This window comes from Tessaracoccus defluvii (assembly GCF_014489575.1).
Taxonomy (GTDB): Bacteria; Actinomycetota; Actinomycetes; order Propionibacteriales; family Propionibacteriaceae; genus Arachnia; species Arachnia defluvii.
Genome location: NZ_CP060789.1, coordinates 238842 through 258077, shown reverse-complemented (window position 1 = coordinate 258077; position 19236 = coordinate 238842). Strand labels below are relative to the sequence as shown.

The following is a 19236-nucleotide window of genomic DNA, read 5'->3' as shown; positions in this document are numbered from 1 at the left end:
GGCTGGCAGACCCGTCTGGCTGCCGGTCCACTCGAGGTGATGAGATCCCCTCAGGGTCGATGAGAAGAGAGTCATGGCACTGTCAGAGATCATTTCGTTGAGTCCAGGGTCCGGGCGTCGGGTTCCTCCGCGCGCGAGGGTCGCCACCACCGCGCCCCAGCTTGACCTGAGCGGAACGTGGCGGTTCCGCTTCTCCCCGCGGCCACCGGCGCCGGGAGAAGCTGTGGCGGCGGTCGAGTTTGATGACTCCGCCTGGGATGACATCGAGGTGCCGGCCCACTGGGTGTTGCAGGACCGCCCCGAATGGGGCCAACCCATCTACACCAACGTGTCGTATCCCTTCCCGATGGATGCGCCCCACGTCCCGGACGACAACCCCACCGGCGACTACCGCGTCACCTTCGAGCTCTCCGACGAGATGCTGGACCATCAGTTGTACCTGCGGTTCGATGGTGTCGAGTCCGTCGCGATCGCCTCCCTGAACGGGACCCGTGTGGGTGTGGTCAGGGGAAGTCGGCTGGCGCAGGAGCTGGACATCACAAGCGAGGCGCGGCCCGGCAGGAACGTGCTGCACGTGCGGGTGCATCAGTGGTCCGCCGCCACTTACCTGGAGAACCAGGACCAGTGGTGGCTCCCCGGTATCTTCCGGGCGGTCACCCTCATCTCCCGCCCTGAGCACGGGATCGAGGATGTGTGGCTGAGGGCAGACTATGACACCGTGGATGGGCGGGGTCGCCTCCTGCCTGAAGTCCGAGCCACCGAGTCTGCCTTCCCCATCACGGTCCGGTTGGAAGAGCTGGGGGTGGAGCAGACTTTCGCCAGTTCCGGGAAGTGGGGCCCATCGACGTCGGGCCGGTGGAGCCGTGGAGCGCCGACGTGCCTCGTCTGTACCGGGCAGAGGTCACGAACGCCGTCGAAACACTTGACCTCAGGGTCGGGTTCCGCCGCGTGGAGATCGTCGGCCACGAGTGGCGGGTGAACGGCCGCAAGCTCCGACTCCGGGGGGTGAACAAGCACGAGTATGACCCGGATCACGGGCGCGTGTTCGACCGCGAGCAGACCCGCGAAGCGATGCTCTTGATGAAGCGATCCAACATCAATGCCATCCGCACCTCCCACTACCCCCTCACCCCGAGTTCTTCGACCTTGCCGACGAGCTGGGATTCTGGGTCATCAACGAAGGCGATCTCGAGACCCATGGTTTCGTCTACGACAACTGGGTGGGCAACCCCTCGGACGATCCACTGTGGCGAGACTCCTATCTCGACAGGGTCGAGCGTCAGTTCGAGCGGGACAAGAACCATCCCTGCATAGTGAGCTGGTCGCTCGGCAACGAGTCGGGCAGCGGAGAAAACCTTGCTGCGATGGCTGCTTGGCTGAAAGCACGCGATCCCGAACGGCCGGTGCATTACGAGTCAGACTACGAAGGCCGCTACAGCGACATCGTCTCGCGCATGTACTCAACGCTCGAACAACTGCGGGCGATGTCCGCTGGCTTGGGCCGAAATGATATTGCTACTCCAGGCCGCATGGCAAAGCTGGCGGAGCGTCCCATGATTCTGTGTGAGTACCTCCACGCCATGGGCAACGGCGCGGGCGCTGTCGCCGATTATGAGGAGCTGTTCGACACGCTCCCGCAATGGCACGGCGGTTTCGTGTGGGAGTGGCGCGATCACGGATTGCGGACCTCCACCCAAGATGGTCAGGAGTTCTACGGCTACGGAGGCGACTTCGGCGAGGAACTCCACGACGGATCGTTCGTCTGCGATGGAATGGTGCTCTCGGACTTCACTCCCACACCCATGCTGACCGAGTACGCGGCCGTGGTGACTCCCATCAAGCTCCGCCTGAAGGACGGGCGGCTGGAGGTGGACAACAGACGACACGCCGGGGACACGGCAGACCTTCGGTTCCGCTGGCGGGATGAGCTCGATGGTAGGGAGGTCGCCTCCGGGAAGCTGGACGTGCCGCCGGTCCCTGCCGGGGAACAACGCACCGTCCCCTCCCTGGGTTCACCCGTCCGGACCAAGGTGAACTGTGGCGCACCTTCGAATGTGTTTCGGCTCGGGACGAGCCGTGGGCGGTCGCCGGTCACGTCGTCAGCAGCACGCAGCAATTGCTGCAGGACAACCCCACTCCCCTCGGGCGCGCCGCCGTGGGCGAGACACCCGCTCTGGTCGAGGGTGCATGGGTGGTGGGCAACGCGCGTTTCGACGCGGTCTCGGGCGACCTGATCCAGTTGGGATCGGTTCAGATGGCGGGACCGCATCTGGAACTGTTCCGCGCACCAACCGAGAATGACTCGTTGTCCGCCTTCCCCTCCTACGTCGACGCAGAGCCCTCCACCCACCCGAACGGCGGCAAGCCCGCACCGTCATGGGATGAGCAATGGCGCCAAGTCGGCCTGGACAGGCTCCACCGTCGCGTCATCTCGGTTACCGCCGGCCCAGGGCTGCTCACGGTGCGCCATCGCTACGCCCCTGCCGCCATCAGTCAGGCTGTTACCGTCGAACTGACGTGGAGTCTGGGCGAGGAGGGCCTCCGCATGAGCGCCACCGCCGTCCCCTCCGAGAATTGGCCAGGCACTTGGGCGCGTATCGGACTGCGGTTCGACCTGCCAGCGGGTCTCACGCAGGCGGCCTGGTTCGGCACGGGACCCTCCGACAACTACGCCGACTCCGCTATCGCAGCCCGCGTCGGCCGCTACGAGTCAGCGATCGAGGACCTCATCACCCAGTATGCGGTTCCGCAGGAGAGCGGTCACCGGGGTGGGATGCGCGAGTTGCGCCTGCCGGAGCTGGGACTCGAAATGCGCGCGTTCAAGGCCGGTGGGGAGCGGCCAGGCTTCACGCTCCGGGCTCACTCGGTCCCTGAGGTTGCTGAGGCCCGCCACCCCCACGAGTTGCCGCCGTCCAAGGCCACTTATCTGTGGCTGGACGTGCAGCAGCAGGGCCTCGGGTCGCGCTCCTGCGGCCCAGACGTACGCCCCGAGTACATGCTTCGGCCCAGGATGGCGCAATGGGCACTCGAGTTCCGCACTGGAGAGCCCCGCCCGAGCCTTTGAGAACCCAACCCGTGAAGGACGCCCCGATGCGCGAAGCACACCCAGAGCAGCAAATCATCCCAGGACAGCCGGCCCTGTGGCGAAGGGCGCTGTGGTACCGGCTGCCAGCGCAGGACTGGGAGACGCAGGCGCTGCCGATCGGCAACGGCCGACTCGGAGCGATGCTGTTCGGCGGTCCCTTCGTCGATCGCATCCAGTTCAACGAGCAGAGCCTCTGGGGTGGCCTGAACGGCTACGACAACGCGCTGGCCGGTCAGCCCGAAAGCGGCTACGACCTCAGCGTCACCGGCTTCGGTTCGTATCTCAACTTCGGGGACGTCGTGGTCTCGTTCGGCGAGGAGCCCATTCTGGGGTCATCGGAGCCCGAGCACCTCTACCTCCACTCCCCCAGCGGGCACTCCGCGGGCATCGAGTTCACCGCCGACGGCGACCGCGAGACTGATTGGGAAGCCACCGGGAACGGTGAGCCGGTGGTGTGGCAGGCCGATCTGGTGAGACCGGGCGCCGTCACCGCATACGGTGTGGTCTCCTCGCTTCGCCCCGGCGGCGATCCCATGGGGTGGAGCCTTGAAGCGACTGTGGACGGCCTCAGCTGGGACACGCTTGACACCCAATCCGGGACTAGCTTCGCCGGGCGCGGGGATTCCCACACCTTCCCCGTGGACGCGGGCCGCGCGTACTCGTCCTACCGGATGAGTTTCACCCCTGGCCAAGCGATTTCGCTCGCGGGGGTGTTCCTTATTGCTGACGGCATGGACAGCCGCACCCTCACCCCGGTGGTGGATTATCGCCGGGTCCTGGACCTGGAGCGGGGGGTGCACACCACGAGCTTTTCTGGCGTGACGGGCCCGGTGACCCGGGAGGCGTTCGCCAGCCGGGACGCCGACGTCGTCGTCGTGCACTACACCGGTGAACGACTCTCCGGCACCGTCGCCCTCACCTCGGCTCAGGAGGGCGTTGACGTCGAGGTCGACGAGTCCGAGGCTGCGCTACGGTTCGCGTCGGTGCTGGCCAATGACCTGCGGTTCGGGGCCGAGCTGCGTGTCCTGCCGGTCGGTGGTTCTCTGGCGCGGGATGGCAGCTCCTTGCGGTTCGAGGGCTGCAGCCAGGTGACGCTGGTGCTGGACGCTCGCACTGACTACAAGCTGGACGCTTCCGCCGATTGGCGGACCGGCGCTGCCCCGGACCCGGCTGTGGCCGTCGCGGCGGCCGAGTCGCTCGGTCACGAGCGGCTGCGGTCTGACCATGTGGACCGGGTGAAGTCGCTGATGGACGGGGTGGCGGTGGACTGGGGTGCCACTGATCCCGCAGTCCTGGCGATGCCCGTCGATGCGCGGCTCCGGCGCTACGCCGACGGGGCGGAGGATCCGTCGCTCGAGCAGCTGCTGTTCGACTACGGCCGATATCTCACGTTCTCCGCATCCCGCGCCGATGGCCTCCCCGCGAACCTGCAGGGGCTCTGGAACGACAGCAATGAGCCCATCTGGGGGCTGACTACCACACCAACATCAACATCCAGATGAACTACTGGGCTGCGGAGACCACCGACCTGCCGGAGAGTCACCGCTCGTTGGTGGAGTTCGTCAAGGAAGTGGCCGTGCCGTCGCGAGTGGCCACCCGCAACGCCTTTGGCGAGGACGTCCGCGGCTGGACCACTCGCACCAGCCAGTCGATCTTCGGCGGCAACTCATGGGAATGGAATACGGTCGCCAGCGCTTGGTACGCCCAGCACCTCTACGAGCACTGGGCCTTCAACCAGGACGCCGACCTCCTGCGCGGGACCATCTACCCGTTGGTCAAGGAGATCTGCGAGTTCTGGGAGGATCGCCTCGTCGAGCATGAGGACGGTCTGCTCTACTCCCCCGACGGCTGGTCCCCCGAGCAAGGGCCCCGCGAGGACGGCGTAATGTACGACCAGCAGATCGTCTGGGACCTGTTCCAGAACTATCTCGACTGCGCCCAGGCCCTCGACGTCGACCACCACTACCAGGGCATCGTCGCCGGTCTGCAACAGCGCCTCGCGCCGAACAAGATCGGGAGCTGGGGCCAACTACAGGAATGGCAGGACGACCGCGACGATCCCCAGGGCTTCCACCGCCACACCTCCCACCTGTTCGCCGTCTACCCCGGCCGGCAGATCACTCGCGCAGACCGTGAATTCGCCGCCGCCGCGCTGGTATCCCTCAAGGCCCGGTCCGGCGAGATAGACGGAGAGCCGTTCACCGCAGCCACCGTCACCGGAGACAGCCGCCGCTCCTGGACCTGGCCTTGGCGCGCCGCCCTGTTCGCCAGGCTCGGCGACGCCGAACGCGCCCGCACCATGTTGCGAGGGTTGTTGACCTTCAACACCCTCGACAACCTGTTCACCAACCACCCACCCTTCCAGCTGGACGGGAACTGCGGCATCACCGGGGCGATCAGTGAAATGCTGCTCCAGAGCCACGACGGGACCATCGATCTCCTACCAGCCCTGCCCCAGGCCTGGGCCACCGGCTCCTTCACCGGCCTGCGCGCCCGAGGCGGCTACCAGGTCGACTGCCGCTGGCGCGACGGCAAGGTGGTGGACTTCGACGTCGTCGCGGACCGCGGCGCAAGCGACACCCCGGTGGACGTGAGTGTCAACGGTATGGTGACGTCGCACCAGCCGAGCGTCCGGGAGATGGCCGTGGCCCCGGCAGAACAGTCACGCCGTCAGAAACGGATAGCCAGGTGAACCGTCCCTTGGATGAGGCGAGCCACCCAGATGAGACACTCATCGACGTCTCGGATTTCTCGCTGGATCCGGGAGACCTCACGCCAGCCCTCGCACGAGCGCTCGAACACGCCCGCTCCGTTCCCGGCCCCAAGCGCGTGGTCGTCCCGCCGGGCGTCTACCACGTCCACCCGGACCATGCCCCGGTGCGGGAGTTCTACGTGTCCAACACTGTCGGCAGCCGCGAAGAGCACCGCGAGAAGCGGATCGCCATCCTCCTGGAGGACTTGTGCGACGTGACCATTGACGGCGAAGGCGCCACCTTGGTGATGCACGGGCAGCAGACACTGTTCGCGATGATCCGCACCCGCCGCGCCTCCATCCGGGGCTTCGCAGTGGACTGGGTCACGCCCCGCGCGATCGACCTGACAGTGATCCACTCAGGCCCAGACCACCACGACCTGCTCGTGCCCGCGGGGTACCGCTACCAGATCTGCGGCACGGAGGTCACCTGGCTGTCCGAGGACAGCTCCTCGGGTCAGCCCCACTGGGTCTACCACCGCCCAGAACCCCTGGACGTACCGCTGCCCGACCTCGGCTACGACTTCATGCAGATCACCGACCTGCAAACGGGGAGGGCCCACGGCGGCACCATGCTGGACTTGCCCAACCCGCTGCGCAGCGGTCTGGTCTCGGTGCGCGAGATCGCGCCCGGTGTGCTGCGCCACACCTACGGCGAGGGCGGCTCCCCGAGCGCGTTGGGTACGGTCTTCCAGCTCCGTCGCACCATGCGCGACACGCCCGGCGCTCTCCTCTGGGAGGCGAAGGACTCGGTCATAGCCGACATGGACATCGGCTACCTCCACGGATTTGGGATGATCGCACAGATGACAGACTCCGTCACCGTGCGGGGGGTGCGTTTCCGCGCGCCCGCGGGGTCCAGGCGTACGACTGTCGGGTTCGCGGACCTGGTGCAGATCTCCGGAGACAAAGGCACCGTCGTGATAGAGGACAACGACTTCGGGTTCTCTCACGACGACGCCATCAACATCCACAACACCTACGTCCAGCTGGTGGCCGTCGACGGTAACGTCGCTACGTTCAGATTCATGCACCACGAAACCAGCGGGTTCCCACTGTTCCACCCCGGCGACACAGTGGCGCTCGTGGACCGCGACACGATGCTGGACCTGCCCTGGGCTGGCACCGTCATTGACGTGCACGGCCCCTCAGGACAGGACCACTCCGTTGATCTGGAGAACGTCAACCTGACCTTCGACGAGCCACTTCCCGACGCGGCCATTCCCGGCCGAGTCGTCGCAGAGAACCTCACCTACAACCCGGCGGTGGCGGTGCGTCGCAACCGCTTCCAATCCATCGCCACCCGGGGCATGCTCGTGACCACCCGAGGCTCCGTGGTCATCGAAGACAACCGCTTCGAGCGCGTCGAGATGGCCTCCATCTACGTCTCCGCAGACGCCTCTCAGTGGTACGAGTCCAGTGTGGTGCGGGACCTCGTGATCCGGAACAACGTCTTCATCAGGTCCGCCACCTCGACCAAGGCCAAGGCCGAGATCCTCGTGGAGCCCACGGCGGCCGGCGAGGACCCTTCCAAGGCGGCGCACTCCGGCATCGTGATTCGGGACAACGTCTTCCTGTCGGCCGACATCCCAGTCCTGGACGCCAAATCCGTCTCGGGGATCAGTTTCACCGGCAACACGATCGTCCGCTACGGGGCTGATCCGCCGGGGGAGCCCACCCCCTCCGGCCCGCTCGCGATCGTTCGCGGTTGCACAGCAGTGCAGTTCCGCGGTAACGCCACTGGTCAGGGCGTGAGCCAGGAGGTGACCTGCCATGCCATGGAGGTCGATGACCTGATCGTCGAGGGTTTCGTCCGGCTGGAGCCCCCGCAGGCCCCCCTCGCAGCGCTGGAGTCGGTCGAAACGGAAGGTCTGAGGGTGCCACCGTTTCCCTGGCCCGCCGACAGCGTCGTGGTCCGGTTGCCCGACGACTTGGCCCGGATCCGCATCAGCTTCAAGCCCGTCGGCGGCCACCCGGTGCGGTTGGCAGTCCACGGCATCCCCGTCAAGCCCGACGCCGACGGCTGGCTGGCCGTTCCCCTGGAGTCCGGGGCGACGGTGGTGGAGTGTGAGGTCGAGGCTCCCGTTGGCGTCTCGAAGCGGCTTTACCGCTGTGTGCTGCTCCGTGCTTCCTGACCCGGCACGGTCTCAGGTGCTCCAGTGCAGACGCGGCGTCTGCGGTCCCTGGTATGGCTGGTCTGCGTACTTGTCCTGCAGCCGGCCCAACTCCGCCTCCAGCTCCAGCCTCACGGCGGCGTAGTCCGGGTCATCGACGACGTTGTGCAGTTCGGCGGGATCCCTGCGGAGGTCGAACAGTTCGTACTCGGTCGGCAGGACCCGCTCGGACGACCCGGGCGTCCCCAGTCCGTCGTTGTAGTAGACGATGTACTTGAAGTCCTCGCTGCGGACGCCGTAGTGCGCTGGGGCGTGGTGCTCCGGGTCGTCGTGCTCCCAGTAGCGGTAGTAGACAGCTGATGGCCAGTCGGGCACGTCCGTTCCCCGAAGGAGGACACGGAAGCTCCGGCCCTGCTGGTGGGGCAGCGCAACGTCGGGGTCCAGCCCGCACATGTCCAGGAACGTGGCCGCGAAGTCCACGTTGATGATCATCTCCTGGCACCGGGTTCCGGCGGTGATCTCCGCGGGCCACCTGATGACCAGCGGCATGCCAAGGGACTGCTCGTACATCAGGCGCTTGTCGAACCAGCCGTGGTCTCCGAGGAAGAAGCCTTGGTCCGAGGTGTAGACCACGATGGTGTTCTCGGCCAAGCCTTCAGCATCGAGCCAGTCGAGAAGTCGGCCGACCCGTCGTCGACGGCCTGGACGGTCTGCAGGTAATCACGCATGTAGCGCTGGTACTTCCACGCTGCCCGCTCCCGTGTGTTCTCGGCTCCCAACAACTCCGCCGGAACGGTCTCCTTGATGTCGGCATCGGTCAGGTCGTCGGCGATCGTCATCCGAACCGCTTGCACAACGCTTGCACGACCGCTGTGGTCGTCCCACATGGTCAGAGGCTCGGGGATCGAGCCGGCGGGGTAGAGGTCCCGGTGTCGCTCATGCGGCACCCATGGGCGGTGCGGAGCCTTGTGGTGCACCATGAGGCAGAAGGCCCGGTCCCGGTTCCTGACCTGGAGCCACTCGAGGCTCAGGTCGGTGATGATGTCGGTGGCATAGCCCTCGACAACACCCTAGCCGTCCGGACCGTACATGACGGGGTCCACGTAGGCCCCCTGACCAGGAAAGATGCGCCAGTCATCGAACCCCCGAGGTCTGGCCTGCGGCGAGACGCCCAGGTGCCACTTCCCGAAGATCGCGGTCTGGTACCCCGCAGCCCGCAGCACCTGGGAGTACGGCGGCACCCGGTAGTCCAGCTCCGAGTAGATGGAGCAGGCGCCGTTGACGTGGCTGTAGGTGCCGGTGAGATGGTCGCTCTCGACGGCGTGCAGATTGAGTTGGTGCAGAACACCCTGTCGAGACGCGCACCCTCCTGGGCAATCCGATCGATGTTGGGCGTCTGGTTCACCGCGCTGCCGTAGGCGCTGATCGCGTGGGCCGCATGGTCGTCGGACATCACGAACAGCAGGTTGGGCCTGGCGGTGGCGATGGACACGGTGACTCCTTGTGACGCGGTCGGCGTTGGAAGTGTTAGCACCCACAGACGCCCGCGTGGCGCCTGTGGGTGCAGGGTGAGTGCGTGCCGGATCAGCCGTTGGCGGCGTCGTCCGCGGCCTTGAGGATCTCAAGGTAGCGGTCCAGACCCGCACTCTTCATCGAGTTCACGTAGTTCTCCCAGTCCTTGTCGTTGGTCGGGTCAGCGTTGCCGAGGGCGAGGTTGGCCCGGCCCTGTTTGAACGCGTTGTCGAGGTTCACCTTCAACTCGCCCACCTGGGCGGCCTGCTCGACCGTGAAGAACGGCTCCAGGAAGTACTCCTCCTCCGGTGCGGCGAAGGGCTCGTACATCTTGCCGGCACGGTAGAGGGCGGGCTCGATCGAGGTCGCCTCGTCGACCAACTCCCCATGGCGGACGTCCATCACCAAGTTGTAGGGACCCATCTCCCACCAGACGTCGTTCTCGTCGCTTGGGGTTGCGGTCTTCTTGTAGACAGCCTGGCGGTCGTCAATGCCCGTGTCGCCCTCGGCCGCCCATACCCAGTGTTCGTCGAGTGCGCCCAGCCGCATGGTGAGCGTCGAGACTAGGCCCGTCTGGTAGTCGGCCCAGCGGATGAGTTCCTCTGGGTTGCGCGTCTTGCTGGTCAGGACGAGACCGACGTTGTGACCGGGATTGTACCTCCAGGCGATGTAGGCGTTGCCATCAGGTCCGGTGAAGGGCTTCAGCGGCTCGAACTCGCGGAACCTGGCGTTGGGGTCGCTGAAGTTGACCTCGGCGAACTCGCCTTGGGACCCACCGGGCAGGACGGCCACCCGGGTGCCCGCCGGGTCCATCGCCAGCCGCGTGAACTGTTCCTTGGTCTGGCTGAAGCCGTTGCGATCCAGCAAACCCTCCTTGACCAGCCGGTTCGTGGTGATCATCGCCTCGCGCCACGCCTCCTCGATCGGGGTGTATGAGATCTGGCCGTCCTTGCGCCGCAGCCGATCTTCGCCGACGTTGAGGTAGGCCGCCTCGATGAGCGACATCGGGGGGAAATCGATGTAACCGCTCATGGGGATCATGCCCATGGTCTTGAACTCCCTGAGCAACGCCTCGAAATCCTCAAGAGTGGAGACGCTCTCCCCCGTGACACCGACGGCCTCGGCCGAGGGGGTGTGGATCCAGGTGCGCTGCCCGCTCGAAGCGCAGTGGAAGCACTGGTTGATCGATGGGAACGCATACATCTTCCCGTCGGGGGCGGTCATGACCTTGCGCAATTCCGGGAACTGACTGAAGAGGTTCACCAACTCTGGGGCATACTGGTCGATCAGCTCATCCAGGGGTAGAAACATCCCCTGCTGCCCGTACGTCCAGAGCTGGGAGCGGGTGAAGCCGCCCATCCACGGGGCACCCGTCATGAACGCATCAGGAAGGTCACCCGAGGACATCATGGCGTTCAGCTTGGGTGCGCCGTCGTCGCCTGCGGGAACGATCTCGTATTGCACCTTGACGCCGGTGGCCTCCTCCAGATGCTTGGAGAAGGCGTTGACCCCGGCGACGTCCTGACCGACGAAGCTACGCGCGACCACCCTGTATGTGGTCTGGCCGTCAGCGAACTTCTCGGCAGCGCGGGCCCTGGGCCCGACGTAGCCGTCGGGATAGAGGACACCGGTCAACTCCTTGCCGAGTTCGACCTTCAGTTGCGCGCTCCCCGGGACGTAACCACCAGCAGTGGACGCCGCGGTGGTGGGCGTGTTGGAGCCGCTTGCACCACAGGCGGACAGGCCGACCATGGCTGTGACGCCAAGCCCGCCCGTCAGGAGGGAGCGCCTGGAAACTGCCGCCTTCGGCAGGATGTGCTCGGACATAGACTTCGAACCTTTCATTGGGGATACAGACTTGGGAGCTGGAATGGTGCGCCGACTCAGAAGAGACCGCTCTTGGTGGTCTTGTTGGCGAAGAAGTTGACCGCCAACAAGAGGATGAGGCCGACAACCGACTTGAACAGCCCGATCGCGGTGGCATAGCTGAACTGGGGTATCGGTGACTTGAGGCCCACCTCGTAGACGTAGGTGTCGATCACCTGCGACACGGTGAGGTTCAGGGGGTTCTGCAGGAGCAGGACCTTCTCGAAACCGGTGTTCAGGATGTTGCCGACACTGAGGATCAACAGGATCACGGCGATCGGCATGATCGACGGCAGGTCGATGTGGATCATGCGGCGGAACAGGGACGCGCCGTCGACCTTGGCGGCCTCGTGGAGTTCCGGGGGTACGGAACTGAGAGCGGCGAGGTACATGATGGCGGAGAACCCGGCGGTCTGCCAGATGCCGGACCAGACGAAGATGTGGCGGAACCATCCCGGATCCGTGAGGAACTGCGGCGCATCGATCCCGAGCGCGCCAGCCACTTGGTGCACCACGCCGATCTGGGGGTCCAGGATCATCATGAGGATGCCGACCACGACGACCACGGACAGGAAGTTCGGTGCATAGGTGATCAGCTGCACTGAACGGCTGAGGTACTTCTGGCGAAGGGCGTTCAGTGCGAGTGCCAGGACGATCGGAATCGGGAATCCCGCGATCAGTTCGTAGAGCGCCAGCGCGATCGTGTTCCACAACAGCGGCACGAAGTTGTTGGACTCGAAGAACCTCTCGAACTGGGCAAGGCCCACCCATGGGCTGTCGATGATGCCCTGCATGGGGTTGAACTCCCTGAAGGCGATCTGCAGGCCGTACATCGGCAGGTAGGCAAACAGGACGAGCCAGATCAGGCTCGGCAGCAACAGGACGTACAGCTGCCAGCTTCTGGCCATCCGCTTCAGGAGGGGAACCGGCCTGTTGCTCCGGATGGTGCTCCCGGAGGCGGCTCCTCCCTTGTGCGCACTGTCCGTGGATGCGGTGCCGTCGTTGGTGTTTAACATCTGGGTCATCCCTTCACCGAGCCGATCATCATGCCCTTGACGAAGTGCTTCTGGACGAACGGGTATGCCAACAGCGGCGGGATCGACGCGATCACGATCAGCGCGTACTTGAGCTTGCCGGCGATGGCCTGCATCTCGGCGATCTTCGTCGGGTCCACGCCCGCCATCTTCGCCGGGTCGAAGGTGTTCTGGACGAGGATGTTTCGCATGGCCAGCTGCAGCGGGTACAACTCCTCGTCGGTCAAGTAGATCAGGCCGTTAAAGAAGGCGTTCCAGGTGGTGACGCCGTAGAGCAGCATGTTGACGGCAAGGACTGGCACCGAGAGCGGCAACACGACCTTGAAGAAGAACGTGAAGTCGGAGGCGCCGTCCATCTTGGCGCTCTCCAAGAGCTCATGCGGGATGGTCTGGGAGAAGAACGCACGCGAGATGATCAACTGCCACACGCTGACCGCGCCCGGAAGGATCATGGACCACACGGTGTTGAGCAGCCCGAGATCGCGCACGACCAAGTAGGTGGGAATCATGCCGCCGCTGAACAGCATGGTGATCATGAACGCGAACGTGAGGAGGTTCCTGCCAGGCAGGTCGCGCCGCGACAGCGCGTAGCCCCCCGCCATCGTCGCGAACGTGCCGATGGCGATCACCATCCCGGCGTAAAACAACGAGTTCAGGATGCTACGAAACAGCAGCGGCGACTCGAAGACCGCCGTGTACGCGTTCGTCGAGAATCCGATTGGGAACAGCCAGACCTCGCCAGAGGTGACCGCCGACGTCTCCGACAGGGACGCGCTTATGACGTAGATCAGCGGGTACAACACCGACACCGAGAATGCCCGAGGACTACCAGAAGCGTGACGTTGAGGCGCTTGTCCCCTCTGGTCTCGGTGATGCGGTTTGCCGTTCGGCTCTTGGCGGCCAACTCGACTCCTCTCCCGGCGGGGCTGGCCCTTGACCCACCGTCATCGATCGTTCTTCGGGACTCACAACTTCGGTCGTCCCGGCGAGGCCTGCGGCCAATGGTGCTAACGCTAACACAAATGGTGTGACGTCTCGCCAACGGGCCCACTATAGTCCGCTTCAAGAGGCCGAGGAAGCCCCAAAACCGAAGGAGCCGAGATGGAAAGACGGGAACAGCCGGACCTGTTGCAGGTGGAGTTCGCCGGTTCGCTGGTGAAGGGCAAGCAATACACCACCCAGGCCGGGGAGGTGATGCGGGGCACGCTGCGCCCCATCACCGGAGCCGAGGAGCAGTCCGTGTCCGGCGTGAGGCTGGCCGGCGACGGGGGTCTGCTTTTTGAGCCTGCCGCTGCGCAGCCCGAGGGTTCGACCGTTGAACTGCGCTTCGCACTTGACCAGCCGACGGTCAGCCCTGCGGTCCTGATCACAAGCTCCGGAGTGACGCTGGGTGTGCATCACCTGAACCTGATGCTGTGGGCCCGCGGCGAATGGCACGGCTGGCCCGGCGGCGAGGACGTGTTCGGCGTCGATACCCACCACACGCTGTCGGTGCGGATCATCCGGAGCGACGAAGGTTCCGTGCAGATGGAGGCCCGTCTCGACGGCCGGGACATGGGGTACCTGGAGTTCGGCCCGGTTTCGGATCAGGCGCTGTTCAGCTTCGGCAGCGACTTCGAGGGCGCTTCAGGGCTCGTCGGCGAGGTCCACGGTGTACGCGTGGCCGTCGCGTCCTCCGAGTGGCGCTGGCAACCTACGACTCCGGTTATCGACGTCGAGACCGAGCTCACTGCCACGGAGGCCGCCGACCTTGCCGGACTCCACCCGGCCAACTACCAGAACGTGAGCCCGAGCGACTCCCCCGCCGCCATCATCCACAAGGCATCACTGCTGAGACCGACACCCGAGCAGGCCGTCTGGCAACAGGAGGGTCTGACCGCCTTCATCCACTTCGGCATCAACGCGTTCTACGACCAGGAGTGGGGCCACGGCACCGAGGACCCGGGCCGGTTCCTCCCCTCCGACATCGACCCCGACGCCTGGGTAAGGGTGCTGCGTGACGCGGGCTTCCGCACCACAGTGATCACGCTCAAGCACCATGACGGCTTCTGCCTGTGGCCGAGCCGATACACCGACCACTCCGTAAAGGCGAGCTCCTGGGCCTCCGGTGGCGGCGACATCGCGCGCCTGTTCGTCGAAGCGGCCCATCGTTACGGCATGAAGGTGGGCTTCTACCTGTCCCCCGCCGACTCCAACGCGGAGTTGCAGGGCACGTTCGGCAACGGGTCGCAGCGCAGTCCTCGGACCATCCCCACGCTCACGGCCGACGACGACCGGGCCGGTCAGGAGTTGCAGACGTTCGAGTACCATGCCACCGACTACGGCGCGCTTTTCCTCAACACCCTCTACGAGATCCTCACCGAGTACGGCACTGTGCACGAGGTCTGGTTCGATGGCGCCAAGGCAACACAGGCGCTACCGAACACTACGACTACGCCGCGTTCTACGACATGATCCACCAACTCCAGCCGGGCGCCAACATCGCCGTCGGAGGGCGCGCCATCCGCTGGGTCGGCAACGAGAGCGGGGTGGCACGCCAGGACGAATGGGCCAGCGTCGCGATCACCGACGCCGGCGACGGGGGGGCCATCTCGCCGGTCCAGCAGGGTCACTTCTCCGCGGATCTCGGATCCGACCAGCAACTCGTCGACGCCGTCCGCTCGGGCGGCGCTGACAGGCTGCACTGGTGGCCGACGGAGTCCGACATGCGCATCACTGCCGGGTGGTTCGCGCACCCCGACGACGTCCCCAAGGCCCCACTGACGTTGCTGCGGCACTACGAACAGACGTACGGTCGCAATTCGGTGATGCTGGTGAACGTGCCCCCAACCGTCTCGGGACAGTTCTCCGCCGACGTGGTGGCGAGCGTGGAGGGCTTCGCGGCGGAGCGGCGCAAGGCATTCACGCTGGACCACGCGTTGGGTCGCGACGCCATCGTGGAGGGCTCCGTGGTCGCGACGATGACCAACGGCAACCTCAGGAAAGGCCACTCCTTCACGGCCGACGAGCACCCCTGGATCGAACTCGACCTCGGCGAGCCCAGACAGATCAGCCGCGTCGGGCTGAGCGAGGAGATCCTCGGGGCAGGACAGACGGTGCGCCTGTTCATCGTGGAGTGCGATGAGGGGGACGGCTGGCGCGAGGTGGCACGGGGGGGCACCATCGGGGCGCACCGCATCGTCACACTCGACGAGCCCGTGACGGCCCAACGCTGGCGGGTCCGCGTGACATCGTCGCGCGGCAGCTACACGATTGCGGCGATCCACCTGTGGGAGCAGTTGGCATCAGACCCGGGCAAGGCACGGGAGGTCCACATCGACGGATCGGTCAGCCACGCGGGAGACGGCTCGGTTGAACGTCCGATCGCCTCGATGGAGCAGCTCCGGGACGTGGAACTGGCAACCGGCGCCGTGCTGCGGTTCCGCTCCGGCACCGACACCCCCGACGCCGACGTCGTGCTCTGGGGATACGGCACGCCTGATCAACCTATCCGCGTGGAGTCCTGGGGGCAGGGTGCAGCCCCCACCGTGGGAGGCAGATCGCTCGAAGAGAGGTTCGCGTCCAAGAGGGAGCACGGCTGGACTGTGGCCTGAGCCCCGACGCCTCAGCCCAGGAGTGCCCGGACCCACGACATCTCGGTCTGGACCGGCCGGTCGGCGACGAGTCTGCCGTCGCTGACGAACCCCTCCTCCCGGCCATCCAGATGCGCCACGAGCCTGTTCCTCCAGCCCGCGACCTCTTCGGCCCGGTCCGGCTGGTGGATCAGGTTCCGCGATTCCGTGGGATCGCCGTCCAGGTCGAAGAACTGCTCCATGCCGGAGCCGGAGAACCAGATGAACTTCCTCCTGCCGTCTGTGACCCAATGCATCGACTGGTTGCCTAAGACCTCCGCGACGTGTTCACCGTGGATTTCCGAGCGCCACGTCACTTCTGCGTCCTGCATCAGCGGCAGCACGCTGACGCCGTCAACGCCTGCAGGGATGGGCACCCCAGCGAAGTCGAGGACCGTGGGCATGATGTCTCGTAACTCGACCACCTCATCCACCCTCGGACGAACCGCTCGGCCCCCGGGCAGGCGGACGAGGAACGGCACGCGGGCGCTGCCCTCGTACCCGACCGTCTTGCGGTAGAAATAGGGGTCGCCCATCATGTCGCCGTGGTCGGAGACGAAGAGCACCGCCGTGTTCTCGCGGAGTCCGAAATCGCTCAGCACCTCCATGAGGCGGTTGACCTAGAAGTGATCGTCGGGTTCGACGACGACCTCGCGGGCGAAGTCAACCGCGTCTCCAACCGGATCCGCGGCCTCCTGACCCAGATCCACCCCGCGCTCGAACGCGCCATCGGCGGCAACATCAGCCACCCCGCAGTGCTGGCCCTACTGGCCAAGTACTGCGGCCCCACCGGACTCGCCGACGCCGGTAGGCGCCGTCTCACCACCACCGCCAAAGCGCTGGCGCCACGCATGCACGAGCGCCTTGTCGAGGCCATCGTGAAGGCCCTGACAGAGCAAACCGTGACCGTCCCCGGCACCCGGCCAGCCGAGCTGGTCTTGCCCCAGCTCGCAGCCCAACTCCAGGGCCTGCTCACGCAGCGCGCTGAGGCCGCCAAACAAGTCGAGGAGGCCCTCGATGCGAACCCTCTTTCCCAGCTCCTGATGTCAATGCCCGGAGTCGGCATCAGGACCGCAGCCAGACTCCTCCTCGACATCGGCGACGGCACAGCATTCCCCACCGCAGGCCATCTCGCGGCCTACGCCGGCCTGGCCCCGGTCACCCGGCGATCCGGATCCAGCATCCGCGGAGAGCATCCCTCACGCGACGGGAACAAACACCTCAAACGAGCACTGTTCCTCTCGGCCTTCGCAGCCCTCCACGATCCTGATTCACGCGCCTACTACGACCGGAAACGCGCCGCTGGGAAGAAACACAACGCCGCGATCATCTGCCTAGCCCGACGACGCGTCGATGTCCTCCACGCCATGCTCCGCAACGGGACCTACTACCAGCCAAGACCAGCCGTCGCAGCTTGACAGACACCATAGGGACACCCCCCCCCCGCAATCGAGGCTGTACTCGAAACGAAGCCAGTGCAGAAGCTGGGCGACGACGATGCAGCCCGATTGCGGTCCACGCTCGAGGCGCTCAGCGAGACTTCTTGGACCAACCGAAGTGCCTTCCACAAGGCGCTGAAGGCCTCTGCAGCTGAGCAGGGCCTGAAGCTCGCGGCGCCGATCCTCAAGGCCCTGACCGCCGCGCTCGGCGAACACGACGACGAGGCGGACGTCTGCACCGATTCCAAGGGCAACGCCGAGCCCGACACGTCGCTGCGCGACACGGAGAACGTGCCCTGGGATGAGGATGTCGACGACTACCTGACCCGCGAGGTCCTCCCCTACGCCCCGGACGCCTGGATCGAGCACACCAAGACGAAGGAGGGGGCGGAGATCCCCTTCACGCGCCACTTCTACAAGTACGTGCCGCCCAGGAGCTTGGAGGAGATCGACCGCGACCTCGAGGCGGTCATGAACGACCTCCGCAGGATGCTCGATGAGGTCGAGCGGTGAGCATCAGCCACGCTTCGCAACCCACACACTGGCGGCAAACAACGTTCGGGCGGTTCGCGAGAGTGATGAACGGGGCCGACTACTCGGCCGTTGAGGTTGAAACGGGCGGATATCCCGTGTTCGGATCTGGCGGAGAGTTCCGACGAGCATCCGACTACCTCTTCGATGGCGAGTCGGTGCTCTTCGGACGGAAAGGGACAGTCGACAAGCCGCTCTATGTCAATGGCCGCTTCTGGACCGTCGACACAATGTTCTATTCCCACATCAACGAGCGAGCTCTCCTGCCCCGATTCGCCTTCTATTGGGCAACCACGTTGCCCTACGGGGCATGGGCCACGGACACAGCTCTCCCAAGCATGACCTCCGCGGCCATCAAGGCGGCGCCGATCTCCCTCCCCCCATTGCCTGAGCGGCGAGCGATTGCGGACTTCCTGGATCGGGAGACGGCGCAGATCGACGCGTTCATCGCGAAGAACGAGGAACTCATCGCCCTCCTCACCGAGCGCCGCGCCGCCACGGTTTCGCGCTCCGTGACACGTGGGATCGATGCCTTGGCCGCGATGGTCGAGGACCAAAGCCTACCCGTCACGATATTCCCGTCACATTGGTCAGTTGATCGATTCTCCCGAGTTGCACGGGTGACGGGCGGTCTGCTGGCGCCGAGTGACCCACGCTTCAATGACCTGCCTCTCATCGCTCCCAACCATGTAGAATCGGACACCGGTCGATTGCGAGAAATTGTCGCCGCCAGCGAGCAGTCAGCCATAAGCGGGAAATATCCGGTCAGGAAGGGGCAAGTAGTTTACTCGAAGATCCGCCCCGCCTTGGCGAAGGTCATTGTGGCACCCGAGAATTGCCTCTGCAGCGCAGATATGTACGCAATCGAGGGAATATCCCCCAAGACCCTCGACAACCGCTTTCTCAAATGGCAAATGTTGTCAAAATGGTTCACGGAGTGGGCCGCAGAGCGCTCGATGCGTGTAGCGATACCGAAGTTGAACCGCGACACACTTGCATCAGCCCCCATTCTCATACCTCCATTGCAAGAACAGCGAGCGATCGTCGATTACATCGAGCAGGCTGCAGCCAAAATCGATGCAGCCATGGCTGCCGCCCGGCGCGCCACCGACCTCGCCCGTGAGCGCCGAGCCGCCCTCATCTCAGCCGCCGTCACCGGAAAGATCGACGTAGGAGCACACGCATGAGCAGCGGAGTAGCCGGGGCACATCTCGAATCCGTGCTGGAGACCGAGATCTGCGAGCACCTGGCCGCCAACGGCTGGCTCTACTCCCCACCGACGCCGGCTACGA

15 protein-coding genes and 4 pseudogenes are annotated in these 19236 nt (G+C 65.3%); 12 read left to right on the top strand and 7 right to left on the bottom strand.

All coding sequences use genetic code 11. The annotated features are described in order from the left end of the window. Positions 1-73: 73 nt before the first annotated feature. The 7 genes and pseudogenes from H9L22_RS18280 (at position 74) to H9L22_RS01130 (ending at position 7972) form a co-directional block, all read left to right on the top strand. The gene (locus tag H9L22_RS18280) at positions 74-979 is read left to right on the top strand and encodes a sugar-binding domain-containing protein (RefSeq protein WP_226966036.1); all 906 of its coding nucleotides are present in this window, start codon (positions 74-76) and stop codon (positions 977-979) included. After that, positions 877-1781 (top strand): annotated as a pseudogene (locus H9L22_RS20195) (glycoside hydrolase family 2 TIM barrel-domain containing protein); the annotation flags it as partial. The gene H9L22_RS18280 and the pseudogene H9L22_RS20195, both read left to right, overlap by 103 nt. Then, complete coding sequence (locus tag H9L22_RS20190; RefSeq protein ID WP_406707844.1) at positions 1773-2234, top strand: beta-galactosidase domain 4-containing protein; 462 nt, start codon at positions 1773-1775, stop codon at positions 2232-2234. The pseudogene H9L22_RS20195 and the gene H9L22_RS20190, both read left to right, overlap by 9 nt. After that, a complete protein-coding gene (locus H9L22_RS18270) occupies positions 2192-3064 on the top strand; it encodes a beta-galactosidase small subunit-related protein (RefSeq protein WP_226966035.1) in 873 nt (290 codons plus the stop codon). The genes H9L22_RS20190 and H9L22_RS18270 overlap by 43 nt, the downstream gene beginning before the upstream one ends. Continuing rightward, a pseudogene (locus H9L22_RS20185) lies at positions 3019-5435 on the top strand (glycosyl hydrolase family 95 catalytic domain-containing protein); the annotation flags it as partial. The gene H9L22_RS18270 and the pseudogene H9L22_RS20185, both read left to right, overlap by 46 nt. A gap of 54 nt (positions 5436-5489) precedes the next feature. Then, a complete protein-coding gene (locus H9L22_RS20180) occupies positions 5490-5777 on the top strand; it encodes a glycoside hydrolase family 95-like protein (RefSeq protein WP_406707843.1) in 288 nt (95 codons plus the stop codon). After that, positions 5774-7972: a right-handed parallel beta-helix repeat-containing protein gene (locus tag H9L22_RS01130; protein ID WP_187721266.1), complete on the top strand. Its 2199-nt coding sequence runs from the start codon at positions 5774-5776 to the stop codon at positions 7970-7972. The genes H9L22_RS20180 and H9L22_RS01130 overlap by 4 nt, the downstream gene beginning before the upstream one ends. 12 nt (positions 7973-7984) lie before the next feature. Here H9L22_RS01130 and H9L22_RS18255 read toward each other — a convergent pair whose 3' ends face one another. From H9L22_RS18255 to H9L22_RS01110, 6 genes and pseudogenes are all read right to left on the bottom strand, one after another. Continuing rightward, positions 7985-8602, bottom strand: a complete 618-nt coding sequence (locus H9L22_RS18255; protein ID WP_344676750.1) for a sulfatase/phosphatase domain-containing protein — start codon at positions 8600-8602, stop codon at positions 7985-7987. Beyond that, entirely contained in the window at positions 8521-8790 is a 270-nt protein-coding gene (locus tag H9L22_RS20175) for a hypothetical protein (protein WP_406707807.1), read from the bottom strand. Before H9L22_RS20175 ends, H9L22_RS18255 begins: the two co-directional genes overlap by 82 nt. Positions 8791-9021: 231 nt before the next feature. After that, positions 9022-9404, bottom strand: a pseudogene (locus tag H9L22_RS20170) (sulfatase-like hydrolase/transferase). Between the two features lie 131 nt (positions 9405-9535). Continuing rightward, positions 9536-11290 (bottom strand): extracellular solute-binding protein, encoded by a 1755-nt coding sequence (locus H9L22_RS01120; RefSeq protein ID WP_187721265.1) that lies wholly within the window; start codon positions 11288-11290, stop codon positions 9536-9538. Between the two features lie 56 nt (positions 11291-11346). Next, positions 11347-12354 (bottom strand): ABC transporter permease, encoded by a 1008-nt coding sequence (locus H9L22_RS01115; RefSeq protein ID WP_226966032.1) that lies wholly within the window; start codon positions 12352-12354, stop codon positions 11347-11349. Further along, entirely contained in the window at positions 12351-13166 is an 816-nt protein-coding gene (locus tag H9L22_RS01110) for a carbohydrate ABC transporter permease (RefSeq protein WP_226966031.1), read from the bottom strand. The genes H9L22_RS01115 and H9L22_RS01110 overlap by 4 nt, the downstream gene beginning before the upstream one ends. Positions 13167-13464: 298 nt before the next feature. On the opposite strand from H9L22_RS01110, the gene H9L22_RS01105 reads away from it, so the two are divergent. Further along, positions 13465-14817, top strand: a complete 1353-nt coding sequence (locus tag H9L22_RS01105; protein WP_187721264.1) for an alpha-L-fucosidase — start codon at positions 13465-13467, stop codon at positions 14815-14817. Beyond that, complete coding sequence (locus H9L22_RS01100; protein WP_187721263.1) at positions 14814-15956, top strand: discoidin domain-containing protein; 1143 nt, start codon at positions 14814-14816, stop codon at positions 15954-15956. The genes H9L22_RS01105 and H9L22_RS01100 overlap by 4 nt, the downstream gene beginning before the upstream one ends. Before the next feature lie 11 nt (positions 15957-15967). Here H9L22_RS01100 and H9L22_RS01095 read toward each other — a convergent pair whose 3' ends face one another. Next, positions 15968-16582, bottom strand: a complete 615-nt coding sequence (locus H9L22_RS01095) for a sulfatase/phosphatase domain-containing protein (RefSeq protein ID WP_226966030.1) — start codon at positions 16580-16582, stop codon at positions 15968-15970. On the opposite strand from H9L22_RS01095, the pseudogene H9L22_RS01090 reads away from it, so the two are divergent. The 3 genes and pseudogenes from H9L22_RS01090 to H9L22_RS01080 all read left to right on the top strand — a co-directional run. Continuing rightward, positions 16583-17392: pseudogene (locus H9L22_RS01090) on the top strand (IS110 family RNA-guided transposase); the annotation flags it as partial. A 57-nt stretch (positions 17393-17449) separates the two neighbouring features. After that, the gene (locus H9L22_RS01085; RefSeq protein WP_187721261.1) at positions 17450-17926 is read left to right on the top strand and encodes a hypothetical protein; all 477 of its coding nucleotides are present in this window, start codon (positions 17450-17452) and stop codon (positions 17924-17926) included. Further along, complete coding sequence (locus H9L22_RS01080; RefSeq protein WP_187721260.1) at positions 17923-19131, top strand: restriction endonuclease subunit S; 1209 nt, start codon at positions 17923-17925, stop codon at positions 19129-19131. The genes H9L22_RS01085 and H9L22_RS01080 overlap by 4 nt, the downstream gene beginning before the upstream one ends. The last annotated feature ends 105 nt before the right edge of the window (positions 19132-19236 follow it).

Bases quoted from the DNA above. Each gene is read 5' to 3' on its own strand.
- H9L22_RS20175 (WP_406707807.1), bottom strand. From the start codon at position 8,790: ATGACGATCGCCGACGACCTGACCGATGCCGACATCAAGGAGACCGTT.
- H9L22_RS01120 (WP_187721265.1), bottom strand. From the start codon at position 11,290: ATGTCCGAGCACATCCTGCCGAAGGCGGCAGTTTCCAGGCGCTCCCTC.
- H9L22_RS20180 (WP_406707843.1), top strand. From the start codon at position 5,490: ATGCTGCTCCAGAGCCACGACGGGACCATCGATCTCCTACCAGCCCTG.
- H9L22_RS01115 (WP_226966032.1), bottom strand. From the start codon at position 12,354: ATGACCCAGATGTTAAACACCAACGACGGCACCGCATCCACGGACAGT.
- H9L22_RS20190 (WP_406707844.1), top strand. From the start codon at position 1,773: ATGGTGCTCTCGGACTTCACTCCCACACCCATGCTGACCGAGTACGCG.
- H9L22_RS18280 (WP_226966036.1), top strand. From the start codon at position 74: ATGGCACTGTCAGAGATCATTTCGTTGAGTCCAGGGTCCGGGCGTCGG.
- H9L22_RS01105 (WP_187721264.1), top strand. From the start codon at position 13,465: ATGGAAAGACGGGAACAGCCGGACCTGTTGCAGGTGGAGTTCGCCGGT.
- H9L22_RS01100 (WP_187721263.1), top strand. From the start codon at position 14,814: ATGATCCACCAACTCCAGCCGGGCGCCAACATCGCCGTCGGAGGGCGC.
- H9L22_RS01095 (WP_226966030.1), bottom strand. From the start codon at position 16,582: ATGGAGGTGCTGAGCGATTTCGGACTCCGCGAGAACACGGCGGTGCTC.